Genomic DNA, 22,940 nt, shown 5'->3' with positions numbered 1-22,940 from the left:
AAGCGCTCCTGTCAGGCTCTGCGTTGCAGAATATTGGTAAATTCTTCAATAAAGCTTTCGTAACGCACCGAGAGCCGGTCTACCCCTGCCGCAAAGCGGTTGTAAGCAATCACTGCCGGAATCGCCGCAAACAGGCCGATTGCGGTGGCCACCAGGGCTTCTGCAATACCGGGCGCGACCTGACTCAAGGTTGCTTGCGCCACAGTGGACAAGCCGCGAAACGCATTCATGATGCCCCAGACGGTGCCAAACAAGCCGATGTAAGGGCTGACGGAACCTACAGACGCCAGAAATGGCAAATGCGAGTCAAGGTAATCGAGCTCGCGGTTATACGCCGCACGCATGGCACGACGTGTTGCTTCCATCACATCGCTGACTTCGGTATCTTTTTGCTGTTTGTAGCGTATAAACTCTTTTAATCCAGCCTGAAAAATGCTAGCCATGCCCTGTGGCGTTTTATGGCCTGCCGAAATGCGCTCGTACAGGTCATTCAAATCGCCCCCGGCCCAGAATTGTGCTTCAAACTGATCAATATTTTCTGTGGCTGTTTTGAGAGAAAATACTTTGATAAAGATATACCACCATGAGATCAGGGAAGTGATGAGCAAAATCAACATGACCAGCTGCACAGGCAAGCTGGCACCAGTGATCAGGGTGAATATTGACATATCGTTTGTTACATTCATGAAGACTCCAGTGCTATTTTGATACGGGCTGGAATACCCGTGGGTTTAAATGAATCTGCGTGCACACAGGCGATTTTGACCTGTGCCTCCAATAAAACAACCTCGTCCCGCAATATGTGCTGCTGACAGGTAAAACTGCTGCGGCCCATGGCCAGCAGCTGCGAAGAAACCAGCAAGGTGTCATCAAATCTGGCTGGTTTTTTATACTGCAAGTGCATACTGTGCACCACAAATAATACCTGCTCCTGCTGGCGCAGCAGGGTTTGCGCAAACCCAAGACTGCGTAACCATTCGGTACGTGCGCGCTCCATAAAATTTAAATACTGGCTGTGGTAAACCACGCCACCGGCATCAGTATCTTCGTAATACACGCGTACGGGAAACACAAACATGCTATGGCGCCGAGTCTTGCCAGGACTCCCCACCGACCATACTGGCGGGGGGTTTTAATCCAAAATGCTGGTAAGCCAGCATGGTCGCAACGCGTCCCCGCGGGGTTCGCATTAAATAACCTTGCTGAATCAGGTAGGGCTCCAGCACATCTTCTATGGTGTCACGCTCTTCCCCAATGGCTGCAGCCAGATTATCCAACCCAACAGGACCGCCAGCAAACTTCTCCAGTACCGCTTGCAACAGTTTACGGTCCATCACATCCAAACCAAGCTGATCAACATCGAGCATTTTAAGTGCAGCATCGGCAATGGTATCAGTCACCACGCCATCAGATTTCACCTGTGCATAATCACGTACCCGCCGTAACAAACGGTTGGCGATCCTCGGCGTGCCGCGTGCCCTGCGCGCAATTTCAGAGGCCCCTGCTGCCTGCATTTCAACTTCAAGCAACTTGGCAGAGCGGACGACGATTTTAGCCAGCTCATCGTGGGTATAAAACTCAAGGCGTGCCACAATGCCAAAGCGATCGCGCAATGGATTGGTCAGCATCCCTGCACGCGTAGTGGCCCCAATCAGGGTAAATGGCGGCAGATCCAGCCGAACGCTGCGTGCCGCCGGACCTTCACCGATCATGATATCCAGCCGATAGTCTTCCATGGCAGGATACAAAATCTCTTCAACCACCGGGCTCAACCGGTGAATTTCATCGATAAACAGCACATCATTGGGTTCGAGATTGGTCAGCAATGCGGCCAGATCACCGGCACGTTCAAGCACCGGGCCTGAAGTCAGGCGCAAATTGACGCCCATTTCTTTAGCAATGATGTGTGCAAGGGTAGTCTTGCCCAGACCGGGCGGGCCAAACAGCAGCACATGGTCGAGCGCTTCGCTGCGACCACGGGCTGCATTGATAAAAATTTCCAGTTGACCGCGTGCTTTTTCCTGTCCGACATACTCATCCAGCAACTTTGGACGTAAAGCACGTTCCAGCGCTTCTTCCTGAACGCTTTCGGCAGCGGGTGCGACAAGTCTATCGGTTTCTATCATGGGTCATCGGCTACGGTGGGTGACTGCTTACTGCACACTTGCCGCATTTCAAATTCGTTATTTATGCCATCTTATCATGGTTGACATTGATTATTGAATGCCTACCAATGCAAGCCTTGAGGCCGGCTTACTTTGATAAATATTTTAATGCCTGCCTGATGCCTTCACTCACACCTGTGCCGGGCTCTAAAAGCTTAACGGTGGCAGCAGCTTCTCGCTCATGGTACCCCAAGGCCAGCAATGCATTCAGAATATCATCGGTCGCCGCTTTGATCGTCGGCTGTGCTGAGGTCGAACCCGAGACCACAAATTTATCCTTCAGCTCCAGCAACAAGCGTTCAGCCGTTTTTTTACCAATACCGGGAATGCGCGTCAGCAATCCGACTTCCTGCTGGTTGACTGCCAGCATCAAATCACTGACACTCACACCACTCAGTATCGACAAGGCTGATTTAGCACCAATGCCATTGACTTTGAGCAACTGCTTGAAGGTATTTTTTTCCTGCTCGCTACCAAAGCCGTACAACAACTGCGCATCTTCGCGCACCACCATATGCGTGAGTATCTGTACCGGTTGACCCAGCTCAGGCAGGTTAAAAAAAGTGCTCATGGGCACTTCCACCTCATAACCTACCCCATTGCAATCGATGACAATCAAGGGCGGAGACTTTTCCAGCAGGCGTCCGTTGAGGCGTGCAATCATATTAACCTTCCATTTTTCACTCTAAAGCCAGCGGTTGCCAGCGCACCTAACCCTTGACCACCGTGTGCGTGGCAAATGGCACAAGCGAGTGCATCTGCCGAATCCGGGCTCGGATTGGCGGGCAACTTCAACAAGCGCTTGACCATTTCCTGCACCTGTTCTTTTTGTGCATGCCCGTTACCAACCACAGACTGCTTGACCTGTAACGCGGTATATTCCGCCACCGGCAATTGTTTGATGACTGCGGCGGAAATCGCCGCACCGCGGGCTTGCCCAAGGAGCAGAGTAGACTGGGGATTGACGTTGACGAAGACCTTTTCAATGGCCACTTGTGCCGGCTGATAGGTCGTGATGACTTCAAACAATCCGTCGAGAATCACTTTGATACGCTCTGGCAAGGCCTCTCTCTCGGCTTCGCCATGCGCACTTTTTTTGGCTGATGCTGTTTTAATAACGCCACTGGCCACATAGTTTAATTTGCCATCCACCGCCTCGATGACACCAAACCCGGTGACCCGCAAACCCGGATCTATGCCTAATATACGGTATGTGGCCATTGGGCGAGCTGATCAACTCTCGTCAATCACAGCCGAGGTATAGACCTCTTGCACATCATCCAGATCTTCCAGCATATCAAGAATTTTTTGCATTTTGACAGCATCTTCACCGGTAAACACCACTTCATTCAACGGCTTCATCGTCACTTGCGCCATCACGGCTTTCAAGCTTGCCGCCTCAAGGGCTTCTTTTACTGTAACGAAGTCTCCTGGCGCTGTAATCACTTCAATGCTGCCATCTTCATCCGTAATAATGTCCTCGGCACCGGCTTCCAGCGCCGCTTCCATCACGGCATCTTCCGACACGCCAGGCTCAAACACCAGCTGACCACAGTGCTTGAACATAAAGGCCACGCTGCCATCTGTACCGAGATTGCCACCATGCTTTGTCAGCGCATGACGCACATCCATCACGGCACGCTGGCGGTTATCAGTCAGGCAATCAATAATAATGGCCGCGCCATTAATGCCATAGCCTTCATAACGGATTTCCTCATAACTCACGCCCTCCAGCTCACCGGTGCCCTTTTTAATGGCACGCGTAATATTGTCCGAAGGCATGTTTTCTTCTTTGGCAGCCGCCACCGCTGCGCGCAAGCGTGGATTCATGGCGGTATCGCCGCCACCCATACGCGCTGAAACCGTAATTTCCTTAATCAGCTTGGTAAAAATTTTGCCACGTTTGGCATCTTGACGGCCTTTACGATGTTGAATATTGGCCCATTTACTATGTCCAGCCATCTTGCTTCCTTGTATTTTTAAACAATGGTATTGAGTTGATTTATTTTTGTGATTTTACCACAGGCGCTGACTGCGTTTGCAGCACTATTACTCACAGCAATTGATACAAAAAAGGCCTGAAAATATCAGGCCTTTAAGTAAACACGCTCAGATTAAACCGCTGTGGCAGGCGCTGGCACCACTTTATACGCAGGTCGCATCATCAAGATAGAAATTAATGTCAGCGAAAAGATAATGAGCGCCATTCCTGTCAACTCCATGCCATCAGGAACTTCGTTCAACTGAATCCACGCTGCAACCACGCCAATCACCGGCGCCAGCATCGAGGCCATACTGGCCACCCCTGCTGGCAACCGCTGCAAAGCAAACAACCACAAGGTCCAGGCCAATGCACCACACAACACCACATTAAATAGTACGGCACCAATCAAATATGGCGTCCATTGGATTGGCATAGAGGGCATCCACCATGCAAAAAGCACCATCGGTAGCGACCCCAGCAGCATTGGCCATGCAGTCAGATTCATCAAATCGAGGTCAGGTAGTCTGCGATGTAACTGCTTGGTCATAATGGCAGACAATGCCCAGCAAACCCCGGACAATACTGCCAAGGCCATGCTGAAAAGATCAGCCTTGAGATGCAAGGGATCAAAAATAAGCAACATGCCCAATACTGCAGACAGTACAGCCAGCCACTGCCAGCCATGGACACGCTCACCCAGCAGCGGCCATGCAAACAGCATCACCCAGAACGGCATGGTGTAAGTCAATATGGCGGTTTTACCGGCGCCGCCCTCTACCAGTGCCCACATCAGCACACCGGTAAAGCCGACATTTTGCAAAATACCCAGCACCAGCATGGTTGGAAATGCTTGCAGCCGCATCGGTCTTTTCGCGAAAAACATCACAAGAAAGAGTACCAATGCCCCAAAAAATGTGCGCATGGCGGCAAACTGGAACGGACCGGCGTATTGCAGCGCACTCTTCATCACAACCCAGTTGTAACCCCATATCAAGGTCAACAGTAGCAAAGCTGCCAATGCCTGCGACCGCTGTTTAGCCAATTGTTCCATGCCAGATTTTCCGTTTTTCTACTACTGAATCATTAGTTCCAGATGTGGGCAACCACTAACCAATGGCCCTCAGCCTGTTTTTGGTAGGTCACTTGCACATTGCCGCCAAATTGCTGCTTGACGCCATCCGTACCTACCATGGCAGCAGCCCATGTGCCAAACTGCGTAGCCAATGTTTCCGCAGTCACCACCTGTGTCATGGTGAGCTGGTGTTCAATCACGCCAGCTGATATCAATCCGCCAAAAAACTCGGTCACAGCCTGGCGACCGACCACTGGCTGACCTGCAGGCGCGGGCATCACAGTTGCATCCGCTGCATATAATGCACCAATTGCCTGTGTATTTTTGCTGTTAAAAGCAGCATCAAACTGCTTGTTTAATTGAATAAAAGTCTCTGCTAATGTAGTCATTTAAAGCTCCTGTTTTATTGTTAAACTTCCAGCCTGCGCATCCCAGGCAGGCATTCCCTGCACGATTACGCCGAGAATTTTCTGTAATTCTGCATGTTGTTGTTGCGGCAATTGCTGCATACACAATCTGACGCGGGCATAATAATCCGGCATTACCGTATCTAGTTTTGACTGGCCGACTGCACTCAACTGCACCTGCACACTGCGCCTGTCAGCCTGACTAAACACACGCTTTACCAGCCCACCCTGCTCCAGCCCATCCAGCAAGCCAGTCATGGTAGCGCGTGACACGCCGAGCTTTTCTGCCAGCACTGAAGGCGTAGAGGTCAGATTATCTTCACGCATGAGCAAAATAAGTACCCACCAGCGCCCCTGCAGCAAGCCATGCTTACTGAGACAGGCATCCAGCGCCAACGACAAATCGGTGGCAACACGCAAGAGCATGAGAAAGCTTGAAATTGCAGTGACGTCTGCTTCAGGGTAACGCTGAACAAACTTCTGCAATATTTCAGGGGTAGGAAGGTCTCTGAGCTGCAACATAATTAGCTTCATTATAGTTAGCTTCCTAATTATGTCAAGGGAAAGCACTATTTTTCTCTACGGCAGATCGGTGTATATTATGCATTCGCATGTAAGCAGAACAGGGAGAAGTGATGAAAACTCTTCAACAGATTCTAAACAACAAGCACAATCAGGGCATTATCAGCATTGCACCCAGTCGACCGGTGTATGACGCGCTGGTGATTCTTGCCGAGTATGAAATCGGTGCGCTGGCAGTCATCAAGGACGGCAACTTAGTAGGCATCTTCTCCGAACGTGACTATGCCAGAGAAATCATTCTGCAAGGCCGCTCATCCAAGTCGACGCTGATTAGCGAAGTCATGACCGACAAAGTGATTACAGCCAATCCGGCGGATCTGGTTGAAAGCGCCATGAACACCATGCTGGAAAAGCGCATACGCCACTTGCCTGTGGTGGAGAATGGAAAAATGCTAGGCATGCTCTCGATTGGTGATGTACTCAAAGAAACAATTGACTATCAACAGGAGCTGATCAGGCAGCTGGAAAGCTATATTCACAGTTAGCCGCATTTACTGATGCAAAAAAGGGAGCTATGCTCCCTTTTTTGTTGGCTAGATTGACCAGTATTAATGAACTGGCTAAATCAAATATCTGGCGACCATCGCATTATGCAAGGCCTCAGCCACCAGCGGTAATTTAACAAAGTGACCACTGCCAGAAGCCTCTTGTATGGCCTCACCCTTTTTGTTAAATAATTGCTCTACGACAATATCCCGATTGCCACTTGGATGGATCAGTTGCAATTTATCGCCTACACCAAATTTGTTGCGGGCCTGAATGGAGGCCAACCCTTGCGCTTGATCATAATCAACAATATCCCCGACATAGAGGCTACGGTTTGCACTGGAATGTCCCTGTATATAATTCTGATGTTCCGCGGTATGGTGACGCTGATAAAAGCCGTCGGTATACCCACGGTTGGCGAGGTTTTCCAGTTCACCCAACAAGCGCCAGTCAAATGGCCGTCCGGCCATGGCATCATCGATTGCCTGCCTGTAATTTTGGCAGGTACGTGCCACATAATAGCGAGATTTGGTGCGGCCTTCGATTTTCAAGGAATCGACGCCCAGCGCAATCAATTTTTCCACATGCTCAATGGCACGTAAATCCTTGCTATTCATGATATAGGTGCCGTGCTCGTCCTCCATCATCGGCAGCAATTCGCCGGGACGGCCTTTTTCCTCAATCAGGAACACTTGATCTGCAGCCGGATGGCGTGGCAGGGACCCACAGGAAGAAAGATTGCTTTTTTCCATTTCGGCCTGGAAGTCAAATTCTTTGAGACGGATGACGCCGGCAGCATCTGGCTCGGCGTCATGCACTTTGTAATCCCAGCGACAGCTATTGGTACAGGTGCCCTGATTGGGGTCGCGCGAGTTGAAATAACCGGAGAGCAGGCAGCGGCCAGAGTAGGCAATGCACAAGGCGCCATGGACAAACACTTCCAGTTCCATCTCTGGACATTCCTCGCGGATTTCTGCAATCTCATCCAGCGATAACTCGCGCGACAAAATCACGCGGGTCAGACCCATGCGCTGCCAGAATTTCACCGAGGCATAGTTGACGGCATTGGCCTGTACCGAGAGATGTATGGGCACTTCAGGCCATTGTTCACGCACCATCATAATGAGGCCGGGATCGGCCATAATCAGCGCATCGGGCTGCATGGCAATCACCGGCGCCATGTCGCGCATATAGGTTTTCACCTTGGCGTTGTGCGGTGAAATATTGCTGGCAACAAAAAACTTTTTGCCGCGGGCATGGGCTTCCTGGATGCCGATAGACAGATTTTCCATGGAAAAATCATTCTCGCGCACGCGCAAACTGTAGCGTGGTTGACCGGCATAGACTGCATCCGCACCATAGTCAAAGGCAGTACGCATGCGGTCAAGGTCACCGGCCGGGGCCAGCAGCTCTGGTGATTTCATCGTCATCTGTGTTTACTCGCCAATAATCTTGACCAGCACGCGTTTGTTACGACGACCATCAAACTCGCCATAAAAAATCTGTTCCCACGGACCGAAATCCAGCTGGCCTTCGGTGATGGCGACGACCACTTCGCGCCCCATGATCTGGCGCTTGATGTGAGCATCAGCGTTGTCTTCGCCGGTATCGTTATGGCGGTAGCCGCTCACCGGCTCATGCGGGGCCAGTTTTTCCAGCCACACCTTGTAATCATGGTGCAGGCCTCTTTCATCATCATTAATAAACACACTGGCCGAGATATGCATGGCATTAATCAATACCAACCCTTCTCTCACGCCACTTTCACGTACACAGGCAATCACATCACTGGTGATGTTTTTAAAGTCCATACGGGCGGGGATGTTGAACCACAACTCTTTACGAAAACTTTTCATGCCAAATCTCCTTACTCTGATTAGGGTATTTTATCATTTTTACTGCATGCAAAAAACAAAAAGGCCTCTTGCGAGGCCTTGGTTTCCAGTCCACAAATGCTTAGTTGTTAACATTAATTGATTTACTGAAGGTCTTGCCTTCATTATCGGTTGCCACCACTTCCAGCGTCCCTGGTGCATCCGGGATAAAGCTGAATTTCATATAAGGATCTTCACTGGTACCTACGCCCACGTCTACCGTCATTAACTCTTTCCCATTGTAGGTAAACACTGTTTTATTGATGTAAAAGGCTGGCACATACCCTTGCGATACCAAGTCACGCTGCAGCCCGGTCCGCATCACGTGCTTGATGTTGAAGGTCGTTGTTGAGGCTTCGCCAAATTTGGGAACATCTGCACTCAGTTTGATTTTACCCGCCGCCGCGCGCACTTCTGACTCATTGTTGTCTACTGTTCCGCCACAGCCACCAGCTGCACGGATCTCGCGCTTACCCATGTAAAGCTTGCCATCTGCAGTTTCCCCTATCAAACGCACAAAAGAATCGGTTTCCTGACGGATACGGGTAGACATTTGGAATCCCCCCAGCATATCGGTCAGGTGATAGGTGGAGGCTAACTGGATGGGGTTGGCATCCACAATCACATACAACTTCTTGAGTACAACCCCATTGGCAGCGGCCTTGTCATAGGTAAAGGTCACGGGCACTTGTGCACCGCTCTCCGCACGTTTAGGCCCATCCACCTTGAGAAACTCAACTTCTTGAATGTCTCGCTTGGGAAAAAAGGCTTCCTTCACCACTGACCACAACTTCGGATCCGCTTCTGCCTGCGCCCATCCCGACACCCACAAGGCAGACGTCGCTGCCAGCACTATCCATATTTTTTTCATCACTTCCCCCGATAATCACTCATTGATACGACAATCATGTCTGTAGCATATTCTTAATCGAAATCCCTGCGGGATATGTGATTCACATCACAAAGCCACTAAACCAGCTTGCTTGGGTCTCCCGATGGACGCATCACATAGGCAGGATCACGGTATTCCTCGAAGTTTAGCTCCACACCATTGCCTGCAGGGTCTTTCAGATTGATTTGACGTACACCATTGGCCAAGATTCGCGTGGTATAAGTCATGCCATGTGCCTGCAACTGTACCTCCATGGCGGGCATATCGGTACAGGTGAATGATACATGGTCATAGGTGCCGTGCACATGTAATTGGGGCGGTTCCGACGTCTTGTATTCGGCCAGATGAATGACGTCGTTTTCACCTATGTATAACCAGTAGCCATAGGTGGTACTGGCCACACGCTTGCCCACTGTTAACCCTAGTACGTTACAGTAGAAATCACGCAGCAGATGCATGGTTTCGCGGTCAGTGCGAAAATTCACGTGGTTAATTTCAGTCAGTGGCATGATGCTCCCGTCTCTAAGAATAGTTCCATGGCATGGACAACGCAGATGATATCAACACTAGTGCCCATCAAATTGACACAAGACAAAGGGTTTGACGCCTGCAGACTGCAATTGTTGCAACCCGCCAAGCGCGGGCAAGTCAACCACAAATGCAGCATGTTCGACCACGCCACCCAAGCGCCTGACCAGCGTCATTGCAGCCATGGCCGTGCCACCAGTGGCAATCAGGTCATCTACCAGTAACAATTGCTCGCCCTCCGTGACCGCATCCACATGTATTTCCAGCGCGTCTTCACCATACTCAAGCTTGTAAGGCTGCATAACCGTTTCCGCGGGCAATTTACCGCGCTTGCGTACCGGGACAAAACCCAACTCAAGCTTACTGGCCAACGCCGCTCCTATAATAAACCCGCGCGACTCTATTGCCGCCACTTTATCTAGTCGCACATTTGCATAATGCAAGGCCAGCGCATCCACCATCGCATTAAAAGCCACCCGGTCTTTAAGCAAGGTTGTAATATCCCGGAACTGTATGCCTGGTTTCGGATAATCCGCAATGGTACGAATAGTGGATGCAAACATGAAGGTCCCCGAGCGTTCAATAAAAAACGCGCCTACACAATGACAGGCGCGTTTCAACTCCAGCAGCTGGCTGCATTGGATTAGCCAGCGACGTTTTGCGTACGCACACGTATGTGCAACTCGCGCAACTGCTTCTCATCCACTTCGTTCGGCGCATTGGTCATCAGACATTGTGCGCGCTGAGTTTTCGGGAAGGCAATCACGTCACGGATCGATTCAGCGCCTGTCATCAAAGTCACTAAGCGGTCTAAACCGAAGGCTAGGCCGCCATGCGGAGGTGCGCCGTATTGCAAGGCATCAAGCAAGAAGCCGAATTTTTCCTGGGCTTCTTCGCGGCTGATTTTAAGGGCGTCGAAGACTTTGGATTGCACTTCCTGCTTGTGGATACGCACTGAGCCGCCGCCGACCTCCCAGCCGTTGAGCACCATGTCGTAGGCCTTGGACAAGCATGCGCCTGGGTCAGTGGCGAGCATGTCTTCGTGGCCTTCTTTCGGCGCGGTAAACGGATGGTGAAGCGCGACCCAGCGGTCATTTTCTTCGTCGTGCTCAAACATGGGGAAGTCAACCACCCACAATGGCGCCCAAGCGCGACCATCGACGTGGCCTTTTTCGTGACCGACTTTGGTGCGTAATGCGCCCAAAGCCTCGTTGACGATTTTGGCTTTGTCTGCACCAAAAAACACGATGTCGCCGTTTTGTGCGCCGGTGCGGTCAATAATGGCTTGTAACGCGTTCACGTGGATATTTTTAACGATGGGGCTTTGCAAGCCTTCTTCGTTGAGTTTGGTGATGTCGTTGATTTTGATGTACGCCAAGCCCTTAGCGCCGTAGATTTTGACAAACTCGGTGTAAGCATCAATCTCAGAACGGCTGATCGCTGCGCCGTTAGGTACGCGAATCGCTGCAACTCTACCGCCCACCATATTGGCAGCACCTGCGAACACTTTAAAGTCGACATCTTTCATGACATCACTGAGCTCAGTGATTTCAAGCGTCACGCGCATGTCTGGCTTGTCTGAGCCGTAACGGTTCATGGCTTCAGAGAATGGCATACGCGGAAACTTGGCTGGCAATTCCACATCCTGTACCTTTTTCAGCATGCGGCGGATCATCTCTTCAACGATGTCCATGATCTCATTTTCTTCCAGGAACGAAGTTTCAATATCCACCTGGGTAAATTCTGGTTGACGGTCTGCGCGCAAATCTTCGTCACGGAAGCATTTGGTGATCTGGAAGTAGCGATCAAAACCAGACACCATCAGCAACTGTTTAAACAGCTGTGGAGATTGTGGCAGCGCAAAAAATTGGCCATGGTGCACACGGCTGGGCACCAGATAATCGCGCGCACCTTCTGGCGTGGAACGGGTCAACATCGGCGTTTCCACCTCGACAAAGCCGTTTTCGTCCAGATAGTCGCGCAGGTTTTTGGCCACCTTGTAGCGCAGCATGAGGTTTTTCTGCATGGCCGGACGACGCAGGTCGATATAGCGATGTTCCAGGCGCACGGTTTCGGTGAGATTGTCGTCATCCAGCATAAACGGTGGCGTCAGTGAAGGATTCAGCACTTCAATCTCGGTCGCCAGCATTTCCACTTCACCCGTTGGTAAGTTAGGGTTTACTGTGCCCTCAGGGCGCGCCCGTACTTTACAGGTGACTTTTAGCACAAACTCACTGCGTACGGTTTCTGCCATCGAAAACGCTTCTTTGGTGTCGGGGTCAATGACAATTTGCGCAAGGCCTTCACGGTCACGCAAGTCAATAAAAATCACGCCACCGTGGTCACGACGACGGTGGGCCCAGCCACACAACGTCACGGTTTGTCCAATATGTTCGCGGTTTAAATGTCCGCAGTAATGTGTACGCATCATAATAGTTTTAAATAAGTGAAAGAATTGCGAATTAATGGTTTTTGAGCGAAGGCGCCACTGTACCCATGCTGATGATGTATTTCAAGGCTTGATCCACACTCATATCCAGCGCGATCACGTCAGACTTGGGTAGCATCAGAAAGAAACCTGAAGTGGGATTAGGCGTAGTAGGGACATACACACTGACATATTCACCCTGCAAATGGTTGGCGACATCCCCACCAGGGGTGCCCGTTAAAAAGGCGATTGTCCATACACCCTCACGCGGATACTGAATCAGCAAAGCCTGACGAAACGCATTGCCGGAATCAGAAAACAAGGTGTCAGACACTTGCTTGACACTGGAATAAATAGATTTAACTACCGGCACCCTGACCAGCAAGCCTTCCCACAACTCGATCAGTTGCTGGCCAAAAATATTGGTGGCCACAAGCCCTACCGAAAGCACAATAGCGACGGTCAAAATTACGCCAAACCCGGGAATATCAACACCCAGCAAGGCTTCTGGGCGCCATGCAACAGGCAAAAGCAACAGACTTTGATCCAGTGTTTGCACTAAAGTTTTAAGCACCCAGACCGTAATAAACAGTGGGACCAACACAAGCAAACCGGTAATAAAGTATTTTTTCATATCGTCACCGGATCAGTGGCAAGCACAGCCAGGTGCACATTTTGCAGCTTCACTGTCAGAGTCAGCGGATTTCCCCCCTGAACCAGCGCTTGTTTTGTTTTTGAAATCAGTTGCATACCAGCCACTTCCTGTCAGCTGAAAGCTGGGTGCAGAGACTTTTTTGGCAAATGTTGATTGCTGACATTGTGGGCAAATATCCACTGCGGGTGCGGACACCTTACGCATCAACTCCTTCTGATAACCACAATGACTGCATTCAAAATCGTAGATAGGCATATTTTAAAGCGCAACTCTTAAACAACAAGGAAAAAACACATTCAGATTATAACCGATTCACATTCCGAATCGCAAAAATCGATGTGATGTGATTGAATTAAAAAGACTTTAGGAGCAACCCATGCAACACCACTTAAAAACAAGCAGCATCATTGGAACGCTGATATTTCTGGGATTAACCAGTCGAGACCTAAATACGCACCTGCCCCTGCTGCGCCTGCACCAAGATCAATCAGCGGCTGCCAGTCACGCCGCATTGGCGCAAAACAGCCCAACACTGATTATCAGTCAAAAAATGAATAGTGATTTATAGCAATTGCTGATAAGCGGCCTCATTCAAAAGTTCAGCTTCACCGCTAGCATCAGAGGCAAGCTTGAAAATCCATGCGCGATAAGGATCATCGTTCAGCTTTTCAGGGTTTGCCAACACCTCTTCATTGATTGCCAGCACACGACCACTCAACGGCGCATATAAGTCAGAGCCGGTTTTGACCGATTCAACCAAACCGCATACCGCAAACTGCTGCACAGACTGCCCCAATTCTGGAGGATCCACAAACACAACATCTCCGAGCATATTCTGTGCATAGTCGGTAATACCGATCAACCAAGCTCCGTCATCGCTGCGAGCAGCCCATGTATGATCTTTTGAAAAGAAGTATTGCGACATCGTTGACATATGAATTAAAAATCAAAAGTTTAAGCAATAATTATTGTGCCACAGTCCATCAAGCAGGCCAAAACTTATTACCAACTAAAGACATAAAATGTTTAATTTTTTACAAGAATAAATGATGATAAGTAATTGACGTTGAATAACAATTGGGCAATAATGGCTTCGCATTCAGGAAGGTTGATTATGGGTTTTTTCACTAGATGTTTTAAGTTATTACTTGTCAGTTCACTCGCGTTTGCGCCTGTTGAGCACGCTGCGGCCAAGTCGCCTGTGAAAAAACAGCATGTATCAGCAAGCAAGCAAAAAAAATACATCACGCGCGTTCCAAGCCAATACCGCGTGAATCAAGAAAAAACAAAGGCAATGCGTCCGACAAAACTGCATGCGCATGCCCGTAAATCGGCAAAACCAGCTATTGCAGCCGACATGTATGACGCATATGAAGGAAAATCCAGCGTCACCAATCTCGCAATTGCTTCGACCAAAGCCTTGGTAATAAACCAAAATACCCACGAAATTATTTACTCAAAAAACCTGGACACGCCCACACCCATTGCTTCGGTTACCAAGCTGATGACGGCGATGGTCGTACTGGATGCAAAACTTGATTTGCGTGAGCAAGTTTCGATTACCGAAATGGATGTTGACTACCTCAAAGGCACCTCCTCACGCCTGCCCGTCGGCACCACCATGACCCGTGAAGATTTGCTTAACCTTGCCCTGATTGCATCAGAAAACCGCGCAGCTTCAGCATTGGCTACGCATTACCCAGGCGGCAAACAACGGTTTATCCAAGATATGAACAGCAAGGCTGCCAGTCTTGGCATGATGAACACACGCTTTGAAGACTCCACCGGACTCACCAGCAACAATATTTCTACGGCGTCAGATTTGGCCAAAATGGTGCATGCAGCTTACCAATACCCGTTGATACGCCAAATTACAACAACGGCTGACTACGACCTGCAAATTGCCCGCAGACAACAACCCATGCATTTTCATAACACCAATGCGCTCGTACGGGCAGAGCAAAGCAATTGGGAAATTGGTTTATCCAAAACTGGCTATATCAGTGAAGCTGGCCGCTGCCTGGTCATGCAAGCGACCATTGCAGGCGAGCCCTTCATCATGGTACTACTTGACTCAGTTGGAAAACTAACCCGCATTGGCGATGCCAGACGCATAAAAAAATGGATGGAGCATAACTACAACACATTATCCTCCCTAGACCAGCACGGGGAAATTGTATTGACTGGACTATCCATGAGTAAGTCATTGAATGAAAATGCAAACTAATCAGATTGACCATTAAAAAGGCCCGCAATTGCGGGCCTTTTTAATGGTGTCATTGCTACCGACAAAAACCATTGCATCAAGGCTCGACACCATCAAACTCAGGGTCATACCCTTCGCTGGCAGCTGATTTGCGCTGATGCTCTTTCCATTGCTTGCGTAAAGCTTCCTTTTTTTCGGGACTCAAACTTTGAAACTGCTGATATCGCTTGCGGGCATTCTCACGTTCATAAGGCGTCATCCGACTCCATTTAACCAGTCGGTGCTGAATACGCTGCTGTTTTTGCGCATCCATTTTGGGATACTCTTTGGCAATATCCAGCATTTTCTCTCGCTGCCAAGGGCGCAAACTATCCCACTCGGTGGCCAGAGGTGAAAGTACCGAACGTTGCTGGTCTGTTAACTGCACCCAAGTTAAATTTGAAGCGGGATCACTGGGCGTCAATTCACTTTTGATCGTCCCGATATCTCCCATTGCAATTAACAAAGAGGGCGCAGTCAAAGACAACGCCTCATTAGCATTCACAACGCTTTGCACAAACCCCTGACTCACACAAAAAAGCAATGCCAGCCTAGACCATGTGATTGAATGATTTTGCATCACTTCTCGTTATTCCAATCCCAAAATAAAAACCGCTCGTATAGCCAGTCAGACCGATCAGATCTGATCAGAATAATGCCAAGGCTCGAAACCGTTATCAACAAAAGCCTCCAGCGGCAAATCGGCACCGAGCAACATCGCATCCTCGGGTTGACTTACCATCATCAGCATGACCCCCACAACCAGGCACACAGACAAAGCTGCTGCACCCACCATACGCGGGTGTCCAAACGAAGCCCACCCGAGTATATCGGTTAGTCGCTGCGTATTATTTTTTTGCGCAGCAAAGCGTCTCAAAGCCGCCTGCCGTGCTTTTGCCAGACCCAACTCCACTGAAGGACTCAACGGCAAGGTATCTGCTTGCTTTTTTACGTCCAAGTATTGGCGCAAAGGAATAGGCAACTCGTCTTCTGGATGACGTTTGTTCCTCATGTTTTTGCTCCTGTCTTTTTCAACTCTTGACTCCCGAGACCCATCTGGATCAAGGTCTGGGATAATGCACTCACCGCCCTCGAGCAATGTGTTTTTACACTGCCTTCAGAGCAACCCATCGCCTCGGCAGTTTCTGCAACATCTAACTCCTCCCAATAACGCAGGACGAAGGCTTCCCGTTGACGTGCCGGCAGTCTGGTTAATGCTTTTTCTATGATAGCCATGGTTTGCACCTGTTCCAACTGGCCAGAAGGCTCGGCATCAGCCTGCTCAACCTCCAGTGTTTCCAGCGGATCATACTCTTCGTCATCCGGGCTTCCAAATGAAGAAAACAAGGAAGTCCACATCGTTCTTACTTTTTGCCTGCGCCAATAATCGCGCATGGTATTTTGCAAAATACGCTGAAACAGCATTGGATATTCGGTGACAGGTTTGCTGTGATATTTTTCCGCCAGCTTCAGCATGGCATCCTGCACAATATCCAGCGCAGCATGATCATCACGCACAGCAAATGCTGTTTGCCTGAACGCTCTCTTTTCTACTTGATGTAAAAAATCTGATATTTCTTGCGCACTCGCCACTACTTCTTCCCAATTCTAAGGTTTATCAATGCCGGTCAAACCTGACATCTACACCCCTTAAAAGCACTATTGTTATACGCGCCACATCAAACCACTTACCAGTTCAGTGCCATTTTTCCATGTCATCAGAGTATATCAGCTTTAATTTTAATTACTGTTAGAATAAGCGCAAGTACCAGAACTGCCTGGATGCTGCCTGATGAACATCGCTGCCTCCACTGCTTTAACATATGAAAAAAGCTTAATAATGAGCAAGCCAACGCCACAAAAAATGCCGGATACGCAACACGTCAAACTGTATAGTCTTTTCAGACTATGTGCATCAGGCACATTGCTAGGAAGCCAGCTCTGGCCATACTGGAAGCAACACTCAGCCCTCTCTCCGGCTATTTTCTGGATATTGGTCGTTTACTTTATATATGCAATTGTCATGAGTGTGCGCACCAAGCGACTACAACTATCACATGGCAATTTTCTTAAAGCACAAACAATCATCGACATCACTTTCATCATCATGGTGATGCATTTTCTGCATGGCAATCAGAGTGGTATCGGCTTGCTGCTGGTCATCAATATTGTATTTGCCAGCTTAATCAGCGATGGCAGATTCGCCATGTTTTACGCGGCAATCGCGACGATTGGCATATTGCTTGATAATACCTATCAGATACTGGTTCGTAATATTCCGGGGAATGATTATGGCACGGCAGTACTCCTGTCGCTCAGTTGCTTTGCAACTGCCTGGCTGGCCCAATCACTGACAGTGCGTATGCAAAGCAGTGAGAAACTGGCGACGCAAAGAGGCCAAGATATAGAGCATCTGGCAAAAACAAATGCGCTGATTACGCAGGAAATGCCCAATGGAGTTCTGGTGATTGACCAGAACCAACAACTCAAGCATTACAATCTGCAAGCTTGTAAGTTGCTTGGTTTAAACGAAGCGCAATTGCAAGAAGCACTAGAAGTGAATACACCGATCGAGGTACTTATTCCGGCGCTCATGCAATTGTTACACACGTATCCCGAGCGCAAATTATCGCCGCAAGATGCGATTCGTTTCAGCATGAACAATCGTGATCTCGGTATCCGTTTTCACGCGATTTCTGAGGATATCGAAAATGGCGTTGTCATTTTCATTGAAGACTGGTCGCAAATTCAAACACAGGCACATCAGGTTAAACTCGCAGCGCTGGGCAGGTTAACCGCCAACATTGCGCATGAAATCCGCAACCCGCTGAGCGCCATCAGCCATGCGACGCAATTACTGCAAGAAGATTCGCAACAAACAGGCACATTGCGTATGTTGCAAATCATCTCGGATAATGTGCAGCGTCTGGACCAAATCATTAAAGACGTGCTGGAACTTAATCGTCGTGACCGAACCAATCAGGAACTGTTTAATGTAAACAGTTTTGTGCAAGAATTTTATCAGCAATTTTGTGCGGTTGAAAAGATTGATACCAGCCGTTTTATACTACAGGTGCTGGATGAAGAGTGCGTCATTGTGTTTGACCGTCGGCATATTAATCAAATTTTATGGAATTTATGTAAAAATGGATGGCGGCACTGTCAGCAGAATGCGCACAGTCTGAAACTGAACATTATCACCGATAAAAGTGGCCAGTTTGCCCATCTTTTAGTCATAGATGACGGCCGTGGCATCGATGCAAAAATTCAACCGCACTTGTTCGAGCCCTTTATGACAACCGAAAAAACCGGCACTGGCCTCGGGCTGTTTATTGCACGCGAGCTTGCAGAAGCCAATGGCGCAAAGCTGTCGTATACCAGCTCGGCAAAAGGCACTCAATTTTCACTGACAATTAAAAAGGCAATCGCTTAAATGGCAACTACATATCGCTGTCTGGTAGTGGATGATGAGACAGATATTCGCGAACTGGTGGTTCTGACGTTGGAACGTATGGGCATACAAGCAGAAAGCGCCGGGAATGTCACTGATGCCAAGCACATGCTGCAATCATTCAGTTATGATCTTTGCTTGACCGACATGCGACTGCCTGATGGCCTTGGTCTAGAGTTGGTACAGCACATTAATCTGCACTTTCCAGGCTTGCCGGTCGCCGTCATTACTGCGTATGGCAGTGCTGAAAATGCGGTATCGGCACTGAAGGCGGGCGCGTTTGATTACATCACCAAACCGATCTCACTGAAGCAACTGCGTCCACTGGTAGAGTCTGCACTCAAGCTCTCTTCACAAAAGGAATCGCAAGGCGCAAATACGGTAGACCTGATTGGCGGCTCGCCAGCCATGAGTAATGTGCGCATCATGATTGCCAAACTGGCACGCAGTCAGGCGCCGGTATATATCAGCGGCGAATCTGGCAGTGGTAAAGAACTGGCTGCAAGACTCATTCATCAAAATAGTTCACGTCGCGACCAGGCCTTTATTGCAGTGAACTGTGGTGCAATTCCCGAAAACCTGATGGAAAGTGAATTTTTTGGCTATAAAAAAGGGGCATTCACTGGCGCCATTCAAGATACGCAAGGTCTGTTTCAGGCGGCCAATGGCGGCACATTATTTCTGGATGAGGTCGCTGACCTGCCTCTGGCCATGCAAGTCAAATTACTGCGCGCCATCCAAGAGAAAAAAGTGCGCGTCGTAGGCGGCACCACAGAAGAAACCGTCGATGTCCGGATTATTTCTGCTACACACAAGAATCTGAATGCGATGATGGAAAAAGGCGAGTTCAGGCAAGACCTGTACTACCGACTCAATGTGATTCAGTTAAAAATGCCGGCGCTGCGGGAACGCGTTGAAGACATTCCTGAACTGACTGAACGCTTGCTGACCAAATTAAGTTTGGCACAGGGCATTACGCCTCCAGCCATTTCGTCAGAGGCCCGCATTTACATCCAGCAACTGCAATTCCCAGGCAATGTGCGAGAGCTGGAAAACATGCTGGAGCGTGCCCTGGCACTCTGTGACGGGCAAACCATCAACATCGAGGACTTATCACTGGATGAGTTGCCTGTTCTGCTGGAAAGACGGACTACAGTCATCGAACCAGCCGAGGCGACTGTGCTGACATCTCTACCGGGGATTGCCATCCCCTCAACCTCGCAGACAACTTTTCCCGCATCATCTATGCCAGCATCTCCCATGCCATCAGGCGAAATGTTACCCAAAGATCTCAGCCTGTCAGACTATTTGGAAGATATTGAAAAACGTACGATTCTGCAAGCATTGGAAAAAACGAATAATAACAAAACGGCAGCTGCAAAATTACTGGGGATCAGCTTTAGAACCTTGCGCTATCGCCTCTCCAAACTGGGGTTATCCAAAGAACAAGATATTGACGACGTTGAAGGCGAAGAATAAAGCATGTAAAAAAGACCCCTGTATTTGCAGGGGTCTTTTCATCAAACGCTAGCTAAGAACAATCGCCAGATACACCAGATAAAACAACCCATTCACCAACAAATGCCATACCAGTAATCCGCCTTTTGCAATGCGGTAACGCACCCATAGTGCAGCGAGCAATGTCACCACAATTCCCAACGCAACTTCTTGTCTGGGCGTCCATTCAGTCAGCATAATGCCGATGGCCGGCAACAAGGTGCCCTGAAACACCATCGCTCCGGTGATATTGCCAAAAGCCAAAGTATCCTTGCCTTTGCGTATCCATAAAATACTGTTCACTTTTTCAGGTAGCTCGGTGGCAATCGGAATAATCAACAATGACAACAACAATGCTGAGATTCCGAGAATTGCAGCAGCAGTCTCAACTTCATTAATGAACCCTTTGGCACCTACGATCAGCAGACCCAAACCCAAGCCTAACTGAAGCAATATCGTTGTCATATTGGTAGGCAACCCGAGCTTGGCAAGCATCATCACCTCCTCTGCCTCGGTGGCGTGACCGTCTTCAACCAGCGCCTTGGAGGCCTGAATCGTCATCAATACGTAAATAAAATAGGTGAGTATCATCACAATACCGATGCCATAGCGCACCAACGCTTCTTCATGCGGGATAAACATGGCTGCAGCAGCGAAAATAAATGCAAGGATGAAAAAATTAAGGTCGCGTACCAAACCCGTACGCTCAGGGCGGATATGTCCATGTGCTCCTCGACGCTTCAACACTGACAAGGCCATCAGGCTAATTGACAATGTACCAAGCATTAAAGGCGCCCCCAAAATCGCTCCCACACCGATATCATGGCCGGCCTGGCTGTCGCCACTGGCCGAGGTATAAGAAAAAATCGCCAGTAAAGGCACCAGCGTTTCAGGCAATGCAGTGCCCACAGCCGCGAAAATTGACCCGGTGACCCCTTCGGAAATACCCAGGCGCTCACCCAGGTGCTCGAGTGCATTAGTGAACACCTCGGCAGCTACCAGAATCAGCAGCAACATCAATAACAACTGTAGAAAAACCATGTGAAACCTCATCTGGCGGCGATAAGAGGGCATGTCGCGATCCGCCGCACGCAAGCGCTGACATGTGCAAGCCAATTGATGGCGGTGCGGGCGAAATCATAGCGCAATTTTGGAAAATTCACCTACAATGTTGTCATGTCTGACAGATTTTCCAGCAAACTGATGATTGATGACGATGGCTTTGCGCAGCCGTGCCTTCAGGTACTTTCTCCGAATGTAGATGCGCGTCCGGCCAACACCGTCATCGACATGATCGTGATTCACAATATCAGCCTGCCACCGCAACACTATGGTGGCAATGGCATTATGGCACTGTTTACCAATCAACTGGATCCCGCAGAACACCCCTATTATGCGGAAATTGCACATCTCAAAGTATCCTCCCACTTTTTGATTCGGCGGGATGGCGAACTCATTCAGTTTGCAGCCTGTGCCCAACGCGCCTGGCATGCCGGGCTTTCCAGCTGGCAGGGGCGTGAACGCTGCAATGACTTCTCGATTGGCATAGAACTGGAAGGCAGCGACGTTGAAGCCTTTACCGAGGTGCAATACCTGACACTGCAAACCTTATTAACGGCGTTAAAACTGCGCTACCCCATTAAGCATATTGTCGGACACTCCGAGATTGCGCCAGGCCGTAAAACCGACCCTGGCCCTTTTTTTGACTGGGAACGGATTGTTTAGGCCGACTCGGCCTGCACACTGACGGCGACCACACCCGCCAGTACCAGCAAGGTGCCCGCAGCCTGAATCCAGGACAACTGCTCGCCCAGAAACAGATAGGCCATGACGATGGTGGCTACCGGCCCAATCGCACTGATCAGCGCAGCACGCCGGCTGCCCAGATGCTGTATACCCAAATTCATCAGTACAGAAGGCAAGACCGTTGCCACGATAGCCATCAGCATGGCCAAGCCGTAAACCGCTGGCGGCAAATGCGTCAACGCACTGACTGGCTCGCTGAGGCTGAAGTGCATGGCACTCGCCAGGGTCGCCAGCGTCATGCTCAGCGCGGTAAAGCGGCTGGCGCCCAGCTTGGGGATCAACTGCCCACTGACCAGTAAATAGGCCGCATAAACAATGGCACTTAACAGCACCAGTCCGGCGCCATACAAGGTGTCGGCAGACTGCAGGCCAGACAGCTCGATATCGTGCCAAACAACAAGCACGACCCCGGCATACCCTGTCAGCATGGCAAACCACTCGCGACGTGTAATGGTGTGCTGCAGAAACAGCGCACTCATGGCAACCACCAGCGTCGGGTAAAGAAACAAAATCACCCGCTCCAGACCCGCTGAAACATAGCGCAAGCCTTCAAAGTTGAGCCACATAGATCCATACCCGCCAATCACCGCCAATACCACTAGCGTCAGCCAGTCACGTGCTGTCACGCGCAATGCGGCGCCGTCTCGCATCGCCCACCAGCCCAGCCCGACGAAGAACGGTATTGCAAACGCCATACGCAAGGCTATCAGGGTCGCCGCATCGATGTGATAAGCGTAAGCCAGCTTGACCATAATCGCTTTGGACGAAAAGGCAATAGAGGACAGCAGCACCAGTAAGGCACCAGAATACGGGAGTGAGGCGTGTTTCATATTGAGCCCTGAATGTGGGGCTCTACGGAGAAAGACAA

At 49.7% G+C, this 22,940-nt stretch carries 29 protein-coding genes; 6 read left to right on the top strand and 23 right to left on the bottom strand.

Features of this window, described 5'->3' with window-relative positions:
- Nucleotides 1–11: 11 nt before the first annotated feature.
- The 9 genes from tolQ to Q9291_RS01595 all read right to left on the bottom strand — a co-directional run bounded on the left by tolQ (nt 12) and on the right by Q9291_RS01595 (nt 6,150).
- A complete protein-coding gene (tolQ, locus tag Q9291_RS01635) occupies nt 12–686 on the bottom strand; it encodes a protein TolQ (RefSeq protein ID WP_306388232.1) in 675 nt (224 codons plus the stop codon).
- Nucleotides 683–1,078, bottom strand: coding sequence for a tol-pal system-associated acyl-CoA thioesterase (gene ybgC, locus Q9291_RS01630; RefSeq protein WP_306388231.1), 396 nt, complete (start codon nt 1,076–1,078; stop codon nt 683–685). Before ybgC ends, tolQ begins: the two co-directional genes overlap by 4 nt.
- Before the next feature lies 1 nt (nt 1,079).
- Nucleotides 1,080–2,126, bottom strand: a complete 1,047-nt coding sequence (gene ruvB, locus Q9291_RS01625) for a Holliday junction branch migration DNA helicase RuvB (RefSeq protein WP_306388230.1) — start codon at nt 2,124–2,126, stop codon at nt 1,080–1,082.
- Between the two features lie 127 nt (nt 2,127–2,253).
- Nucleotides 2,254–2,829 (bottom strand): Holliday junction branch migration protein RuvA, encoded by a 576-nt coding sequence (gene ruvA, locus Q9291_RS01620; protein WP_306388229.1) that lies wholly within the window; start codon nt 2,827–2,829, stop codon nt 2,254–2,256.
- Entirely contained in the window at nt 2,826–3,386 is a 561-nt protein-coding gene (ruvC, locus tag Q9291_RS01615) for a crossover junction endodeoxyribonuclease RuvC (protein WP_306388227.1), read from the bottom strand. Before ruvC ends, ruvA begins: the two co-directional genes overlap by 4 nt.
- Nucleotides 3,387–3,398: 12 nt before the next feature.
- Nucleotides 3,399–4,127 (bottom strand): YebC/PmpR family DNA-binding transcriptional regulator, encoded by a 729-nt coding sequence (locus tag Q9291_RS01610; RefSeq protein WP_306388226.1) that lies wholly within the window; start codon nt 4,125–4,127, stop codon nt 3,399–3,401.
- 152 nt (nt 4,128–4,279) lie between these two features.
- Nucleotides 4,280–5,200 (bottom strand): DMT family transporter, encoded by a 921-nt coding sequence (locus Q9291_RS01605; protein WP_306388225.1) that lies wholly within the window; start codon nt 5,198–5,200, stop codon nt 4,280–4,282.
- 32 nt (nt 5,201–5,232) lie between these two features.
- Complete coding sequence (locus tag Q9291_RS01600) at nt 5,233–5,610, bottom strand: YybH family protein (RefSeq protein ID WP_306388224.1); 378 nt, start codon at nt 5,608–5,610, stop codon at nt 5,233–5,235.
- Entirely contained in the window at nt 5,611–6,150 is a 540-nt protein-coding gene (locus Q9291_RS01595; RefSeq protein WP_306388223.1) for a MarR family winged helix-turn-helix transcriptional regulator, read from the bottom strand.
- A 113-nt stretch (nt 6,151–6,263) separates the two neighbouring features.
- Between Q9291_RS01595 and Q9291_RS01590 the strand changes: the two genes are divergently transcribed.
- Entirely contained in the window at nt 6,264–6,695 is a 432-nt protein-coding gene (locus Q9291_RS01590; RefSeq protein ID WP_306388222.1) for a CBS domain-containing protein, read from the top strand.
- A 75-nt stretch (nt 6,696–6,770) separates the two neighbouring features.
- Here Q9291_RS01590 and trhP read toward each other — a convergent pair whose 3' ends face one another.
- The 8 genes from trhP to Q9291_RS14135 all read right to left on the bottom strand — a co-directional run bounded on the left by trhP (nt 6,771) and on the right by Q9291_RS14135 (nt 13,328).
- Nucleotides 6,771–8,120, bottom strand: a complete 1,350-nt coding sequence (gene trhP, locus Q9291_RS01585; protein WP_306388221.1) for a prephenate-dependent tRNA uridine(34) hydroxylase TrhP — start codon at nt 8,118–8,120, stop codon at nt 6,771–6,773.
- A gap of 12 nt (nt 8,121–8,132) precedes the next feature.
- Nucleotides 8,133–8,552, bottom strand: a complete 420-nt coding sequence (locus Q9291_RS01580) for a secondary thiamine-phosphate synthase enzyme YjbQ (RefSeq protein WP_306388220.1) — start codon at nt 8,550–8,552, stop codon at nt 8,133–8,135.
- Between the two features lie 100 nt (nt 8,553–8,652).
- Entirely contained in the window at nt 8,653–9,441 is a 789-nt protein-coding gene (locus tag Q9291_RS01575) for a quinoprotein dehydrogenase-associated SoxYZ-like carrier (protein WP_306388219.1), read from the bottom strand.
- Between the two features lie 98 nt (nt 9,442–9,539).
- Nucleotides 9,540–9,971, bottom strand: coding sequence for a VOC family protein (locus Q9291_RS01570; RefSeq protein WP_306388218.1), 432 nt, complete (start codon nt 9,969–9,971; stop codon nt 9,540–9,542).
- A gap of 57 nt (nt 9,972–10,028) precedes the next feature.
- Nucleotides 10,029–10,553 carry an adenine phosphoribosyltransferase gene (locus Q9291_RS01565; RefSeq protein WP_306388217.1) on the bottom strand — a complete coding sequence of 175 codons (525 nt, stop codon included), beginning with the start codon at nt 10,551–10,553 and terminating at the stop codon, nt 10,029–10,031.
- An 80-nt stretch (nt 10,554–10,633) separates the two neighbouring features.
- Nucleotides 10,634–12,421, bottom strand: a complete 1,788-nt coding sequence (aspS, locus tag Q9291_RS01560) for an aspartate--tRNA ligase (protein ID WP_306388216.1) — start codon at nt 12,419–12,421, stop codon at nt 10,634–10,636.
- A 31-nt stretch (nt 12,422–12,452) separates the two neighbouring features.
- Nucleotides 12,453–13,052, bottom strand: a complete 600-nt coding sequence (locus Q9291_RS01555; protein ID WP_306388215.1) for a DUF502 domain-containing protein — start codon at nt 13,050–13,052, stop codon at nt 12,453–12,455.
- A gap of 12 nt (nt 13,053–13,064) precedes the next feature.
- Complete coding sequence (locus Q9291_RS14135; RefSeq protein WP_370530717.1) at nt 13,065–13,328, bottom strand: FmdB family zinc ribbon protein; 264 nt, start codon at nt 13,326–13,328, stop codon at nt 13,065–13,067.
- A 121-nt stretch (nt 13,329–13,449) separates the two neighbouring features.
- Here Q9291_RS14135 and Q9291_RS01545 point away from each other — a divergent pair, with 121 nt between their 5' ends.
- Nucleotides 13,450–13,641: a hypothetical protein gene (locus tag Q9291_RS01545; protein WP_306388214.1), complete on the top strand. Its 192-nt coding sequence runs from the start codon at nt 13,450–13,452 to the stop codon at nt 13,639–13,641.
- On the opposite strand, the gene Q9291_RS01540 is transcribed toward Q9291_RS01545, so the two are convergent.
- Nucleotides 13,636–13,998, bottom strand: a complete 363-nt coding sequence (locus Q9291_RS01540; protein WP_306388213.1) for a glycine cleavage system protein H — start codon at nt 13,996–13,998, stop codon at nt 13,636–13,638. The two genes, Q9291_RS01545 and Q9291_RS01540, sit on opposite strands and share 6 nt — an antisense overlap.
- Before the next feature lie 189 nt (nt 13,999–14,187).
- On the opposite strand from Q9291_RS01540, the gene pbpG reads away from it, so the two are divergent.
- A complete protein-coding gene (gene pbpG / locus Q9291_RS01535) occupies nt 14,188–15,300 on the top strand; it encodes a D-alanyl-D-alanine endopeptidase (RefSeq protein ID WP_306388212.1) in 1,113 nt (370 codons plus the stop codon).
- A gap of 76 nt (nt 15,301–15,376) precedes the next feature.
- On the opposite strand, the gene Q9291_RS01530 is transcribed toward pbpG, so the two are convergent.
- From Q9291_RS01530 to Q9291_RS01520, 3 genes are all read right to left on the bottom strand, one after another.
- The gene (locus Q9291_RS01530; protein WP_306388270.1) at nt 15,377–15,772 is read right to left on the bottom strand and encodes a DUF3106 domain-containing protein; all 396 of its coding nucleotides are present in this window, start codon (nt 15,770–15,772) and stop codon (nt 15,377–15,379) included.
- Nucleotides 15,773–15,955: 183 nt separating this feature from the next.
- On the bottom strand, nt 15,956–16,330 hold the full coding sequence (locus Q9291_RS01525; RefSeq protein ID WP_306388211.1) for a DUF3619 family protein: 375 nt from the start codon (nt 16,328–16,330) through the stop codon (nt 15,956–15,958).
- A complete protein-coding gene (locus Q9291_RS01520) occupies nt 16,327–16,911 on the bottom strand; it encodes an RNA polymerase sigma factor (RefSeq protein WP_306388210.1) in 585 nt (194 codons plus the stop codon). Before Q9291_RS01520 ends, Q9291_RS01525 begins: the two co-directional genes overlap by 4 nt.
- Before the next feature lie 247 nt (nt 16,912–17,158).
- On the opposite strand from Q9291_RS01520, the gene Q9291_RS01515 reads away from it, so the two are divergent.
- Complete coding sequence (locus Q9291_RS01515; RefSeq protein WP_306388209.1) at nt 17,159–18,751, top strand: sensor histidine kinase; 1,593 nt, start codon at nt 17,159–17,161, stop codon at nt 18,749–18,751.
- Nucleotides 18,752–20,248: a sigma-54-dependent transcriptional regulator gene (locus Q9291_RS01510; RefSeq protein WP_306388208.1), complete on the top strand. Its 1,497-nt coding sequence runs from the start codon at nt 18,752–18,754 to the stop codon at nt 20,246–20,248.
- Between the two features lie 48 nt (nt 20,249–20,296).
- Here Q9291_RS01510 and Q9291_RS01505 read toward each other — a convergent pair whose 3' ends face one another.
- A complete protein-coding gene (locus tag Q9291_RS01505) occupies nt 20,297–21,307 on the bottom strand; it encodes a sodium:calcium antiporter (protein WP_306388207.1) in 1,011 nt (336 codons plus the stop codon).
- Between the two features lie 135 nt (nt 21,308–21,442).
- On the opposite strand from Q9291_RS01505, the gene ampD reads away from it, so the two are divergent.
- Complete coding sequence (ampD, locus tag Q9291_RS01500; RefSeq protein WP_370530716.1) at nt 21,443–21,991, top strand: 1,6-anhydro-N-acetylmuramyl-L-alanine amidase AmpD; 549 nt, start codon at nt 21,443–21,445, stop codon at nt 21,989–21,991.
- Here ampD and Q9291_RS01495 read toward each other — a convergent pair.
- Complete coding sequence (locus Q9291_RS01495; RefSeq protein WP_306388206.1) at nt 21,988–22,902, bottom strand: DMT family transporter; 915 nt, start codon at nt 22,900–22,902, stop codon at nt 21,988–21,990. The two genes, ampD and Q9291_RS01495, sit on opposite strands and share 4 nt — an antisense overlap.
- Nucleotides 22,903–22,940: the final 38 nt, after the last annotated feature.

The organism is Methylophilus aquaticus (assembly GCF_030769565.1).
GTDB classification, from domain to species: domain Bacteria; phylum Pseudomonadota; class Gammaproteobacteria; order Burkholderiales; family Methylophilaceae; genus Methylophilus; species Methylophilus aquaticus.
Note: the sequence above shows the minus strand (reverse complement) of the source record. Positions and strands in the feature narration are given on the sequence as shown.

Coding starts and splice junctions, on each gene's coding strand:
- Q9291_RS01505 (WP_306388207.1), bottom strand. CDS start 21,307: ATGGTTTTTCTACAGTTGTTATTGATGTTGCTGCTGATTCTGGTAGCT.
- ruvC (WP_306388227.1), bottom strand. CDS start 3,386: ATGGCCACATACCGTATATTAGGCATAGATCCGGGTTTGCGGGTCACC.
- Q9291_RS01575 (WP_306388219.1), bottom strand. CDS start 9,441: ATGAAAAAAATATGGATAGTGCTGGCAGCGACGTCTGCCTTGTGGGTG.
- ybgC (WP_306388231.1), bottom strand. CDS start 1,078: ATGTTTGTGTTTCCCGTACGCGTGTATTACGAAGATACTGATGCCGGT.
- Q9291_RS01580 (WP_306388220.1), bottom strand. CDS start 8,552: ATGAAAAGTTTTCGTAAAGAGTTGTGGTTCAACATCCCCGCCCGTATG.
- Q9291_RS01530 (WP_306388270.1), bottom strand. CDS start 15,772: ATGGGAGATATCGGGACGATCAAAAGTGAATTGACGCCCAGTGATCCC.
- Q9291_RS01510 (WP_306388208.1), top strand. CDS start 18,752: ATGGCAACTACATATCGCTGTCTGGTAGTGGATGATGAGACAGATATT.
- trhP (WP_306388221.1), bottom strand. CDS start 8,120: ATGAAATCACCAGAGCTGCTGGCCCCGGCCGGTGACCTTGACCGCATG.
- pbpG (WP_306388212.1), top strand. CDS start 14,188: ATGGGTTTTTTCACTAGATGTTTTAAGTTATTACTTGTCAGTTCACTC.
- Q9291_RS01590 (WP_306388222.1), top strand. CDS start 6,264: ATGAAAACTCTTCAACAGATTCTAAACAACAAGCACAATCAGGGCATT.
- ampD (WP_370530716.1), top strand. CDS start 21,443: ATGTCTGACAGATTTTCCAGCAAACTGATGATTGATGACGATGGCTTT.
- Q9291_RS14135 (WP_370530717.1), bottom strand. CDS start 13,328: ATGCCTATCTACGATTTTGAATGCAGTCATTGTGGTTATCAGAAGGAG.
- Q9291_RS01540 (WP_306388213.1), bottom strand. CDS start 13,998: ATGTCGCAATACTTCTTTTCAAAAGATCATACATGGGCTGCTCGCAGC.
- aspS (WP_306388216.1), bottom strand. CDS start 12,421: ATGATGCGTACACATTACTGCGGACATTTAAACCGCGAACATATTGGA.
- Q9291_RS01565 (WP_306388217.1), bottom strand. CDS start 10,553: ATGTTTGCATCCACTATTCGTACCATTGCGGATTATCCGAAACCAGGC.
- Q9291_RS01595 (WP_306388223.1), bottom strand. CDS start 6,150: ATGTTGCAGCTCAGAGACCTTCCTACCCCTGAAATATTGCAGAAGTTT.
- tolQ (WP_306388232.1), bottom strand. CDS start 686: ATGAATGTAACAAACGATATGTCAATATTCACCCTGATCACTGGTGCC.
- Q9291_RS01570 (WP_306388218.1), bottom strand. CDS start 9,971: ATGCCACTGACTGAAATTAACCACGTGAATTTTCGCACTGACCGCGAA.
- ruvB (WP_306388230.1), bottom strand. CDS start 2,126: ATGATAGAAACCGATAGACTTGTCGCACCCGCTGCCGAAAGCGTTCAG.
- Q9291_RS01600 (WP_306388224.1), bottom strand. CDS start 5,610: ATGACTACATTAGCAGAGACTTTTATTCAATTAAACAAGCAGTTTGAT.
- Q9291_RS01545 (WP_306388214.1), top strand. CDS start 13,450: ATGCAACACCACTTAAAAACAAGCAGCATCATTGGAACGCTGATATTT.
- Q9291_RS01515 (WP_306388209.1), top strand. CDS start 17,159: ATGAGCAAGCCAACGCCACAAAAAATGCCGGATACGCAACACGTCAAA.
- ruvA (WP_306388229.1), bottom strand. CDS start 2,829: ATGATTGCACGCCTCAACGGACGCCTGCTGGAAAAGTCTCCGCCCTTG.
- Q9291_RS01605 (WP_306388225.1), bottom strand. CDS start 5,200: ATGGAACAATTGGCTAAACAGCGGTCGCAGGCATTGGCAGCTTTGCTA.
- Q9291_RS01610 (WP_306388226.1), bottom strand. CDS start 4,127: ATGGCTGGACATAGTAAATGGGCCAATATTCAACATCGTAAAGGCCGT.
- Q9291_RS01495 (WP_306388206.1), bottom strand. CDS start 22,902: ATGAAACACGCCTCACTCCCGTATTCTGGTGCCTTACTGGTGCTGCTG.
- Q9291_RS01555 (WP_306388215.1), bottom strand. CDS start 13,052: ATGAAAAAATACTTTATTACCGGTTTGCTTGTGTTGGTCCCACTGTTT.
- Q9291_RS01525 (WP_306388211.1), bottom strand. CDS start 16,330: ATGAGGAACAAACGTCATCCAGAAGACGAGTTGCCTATTCCTTTGCGC.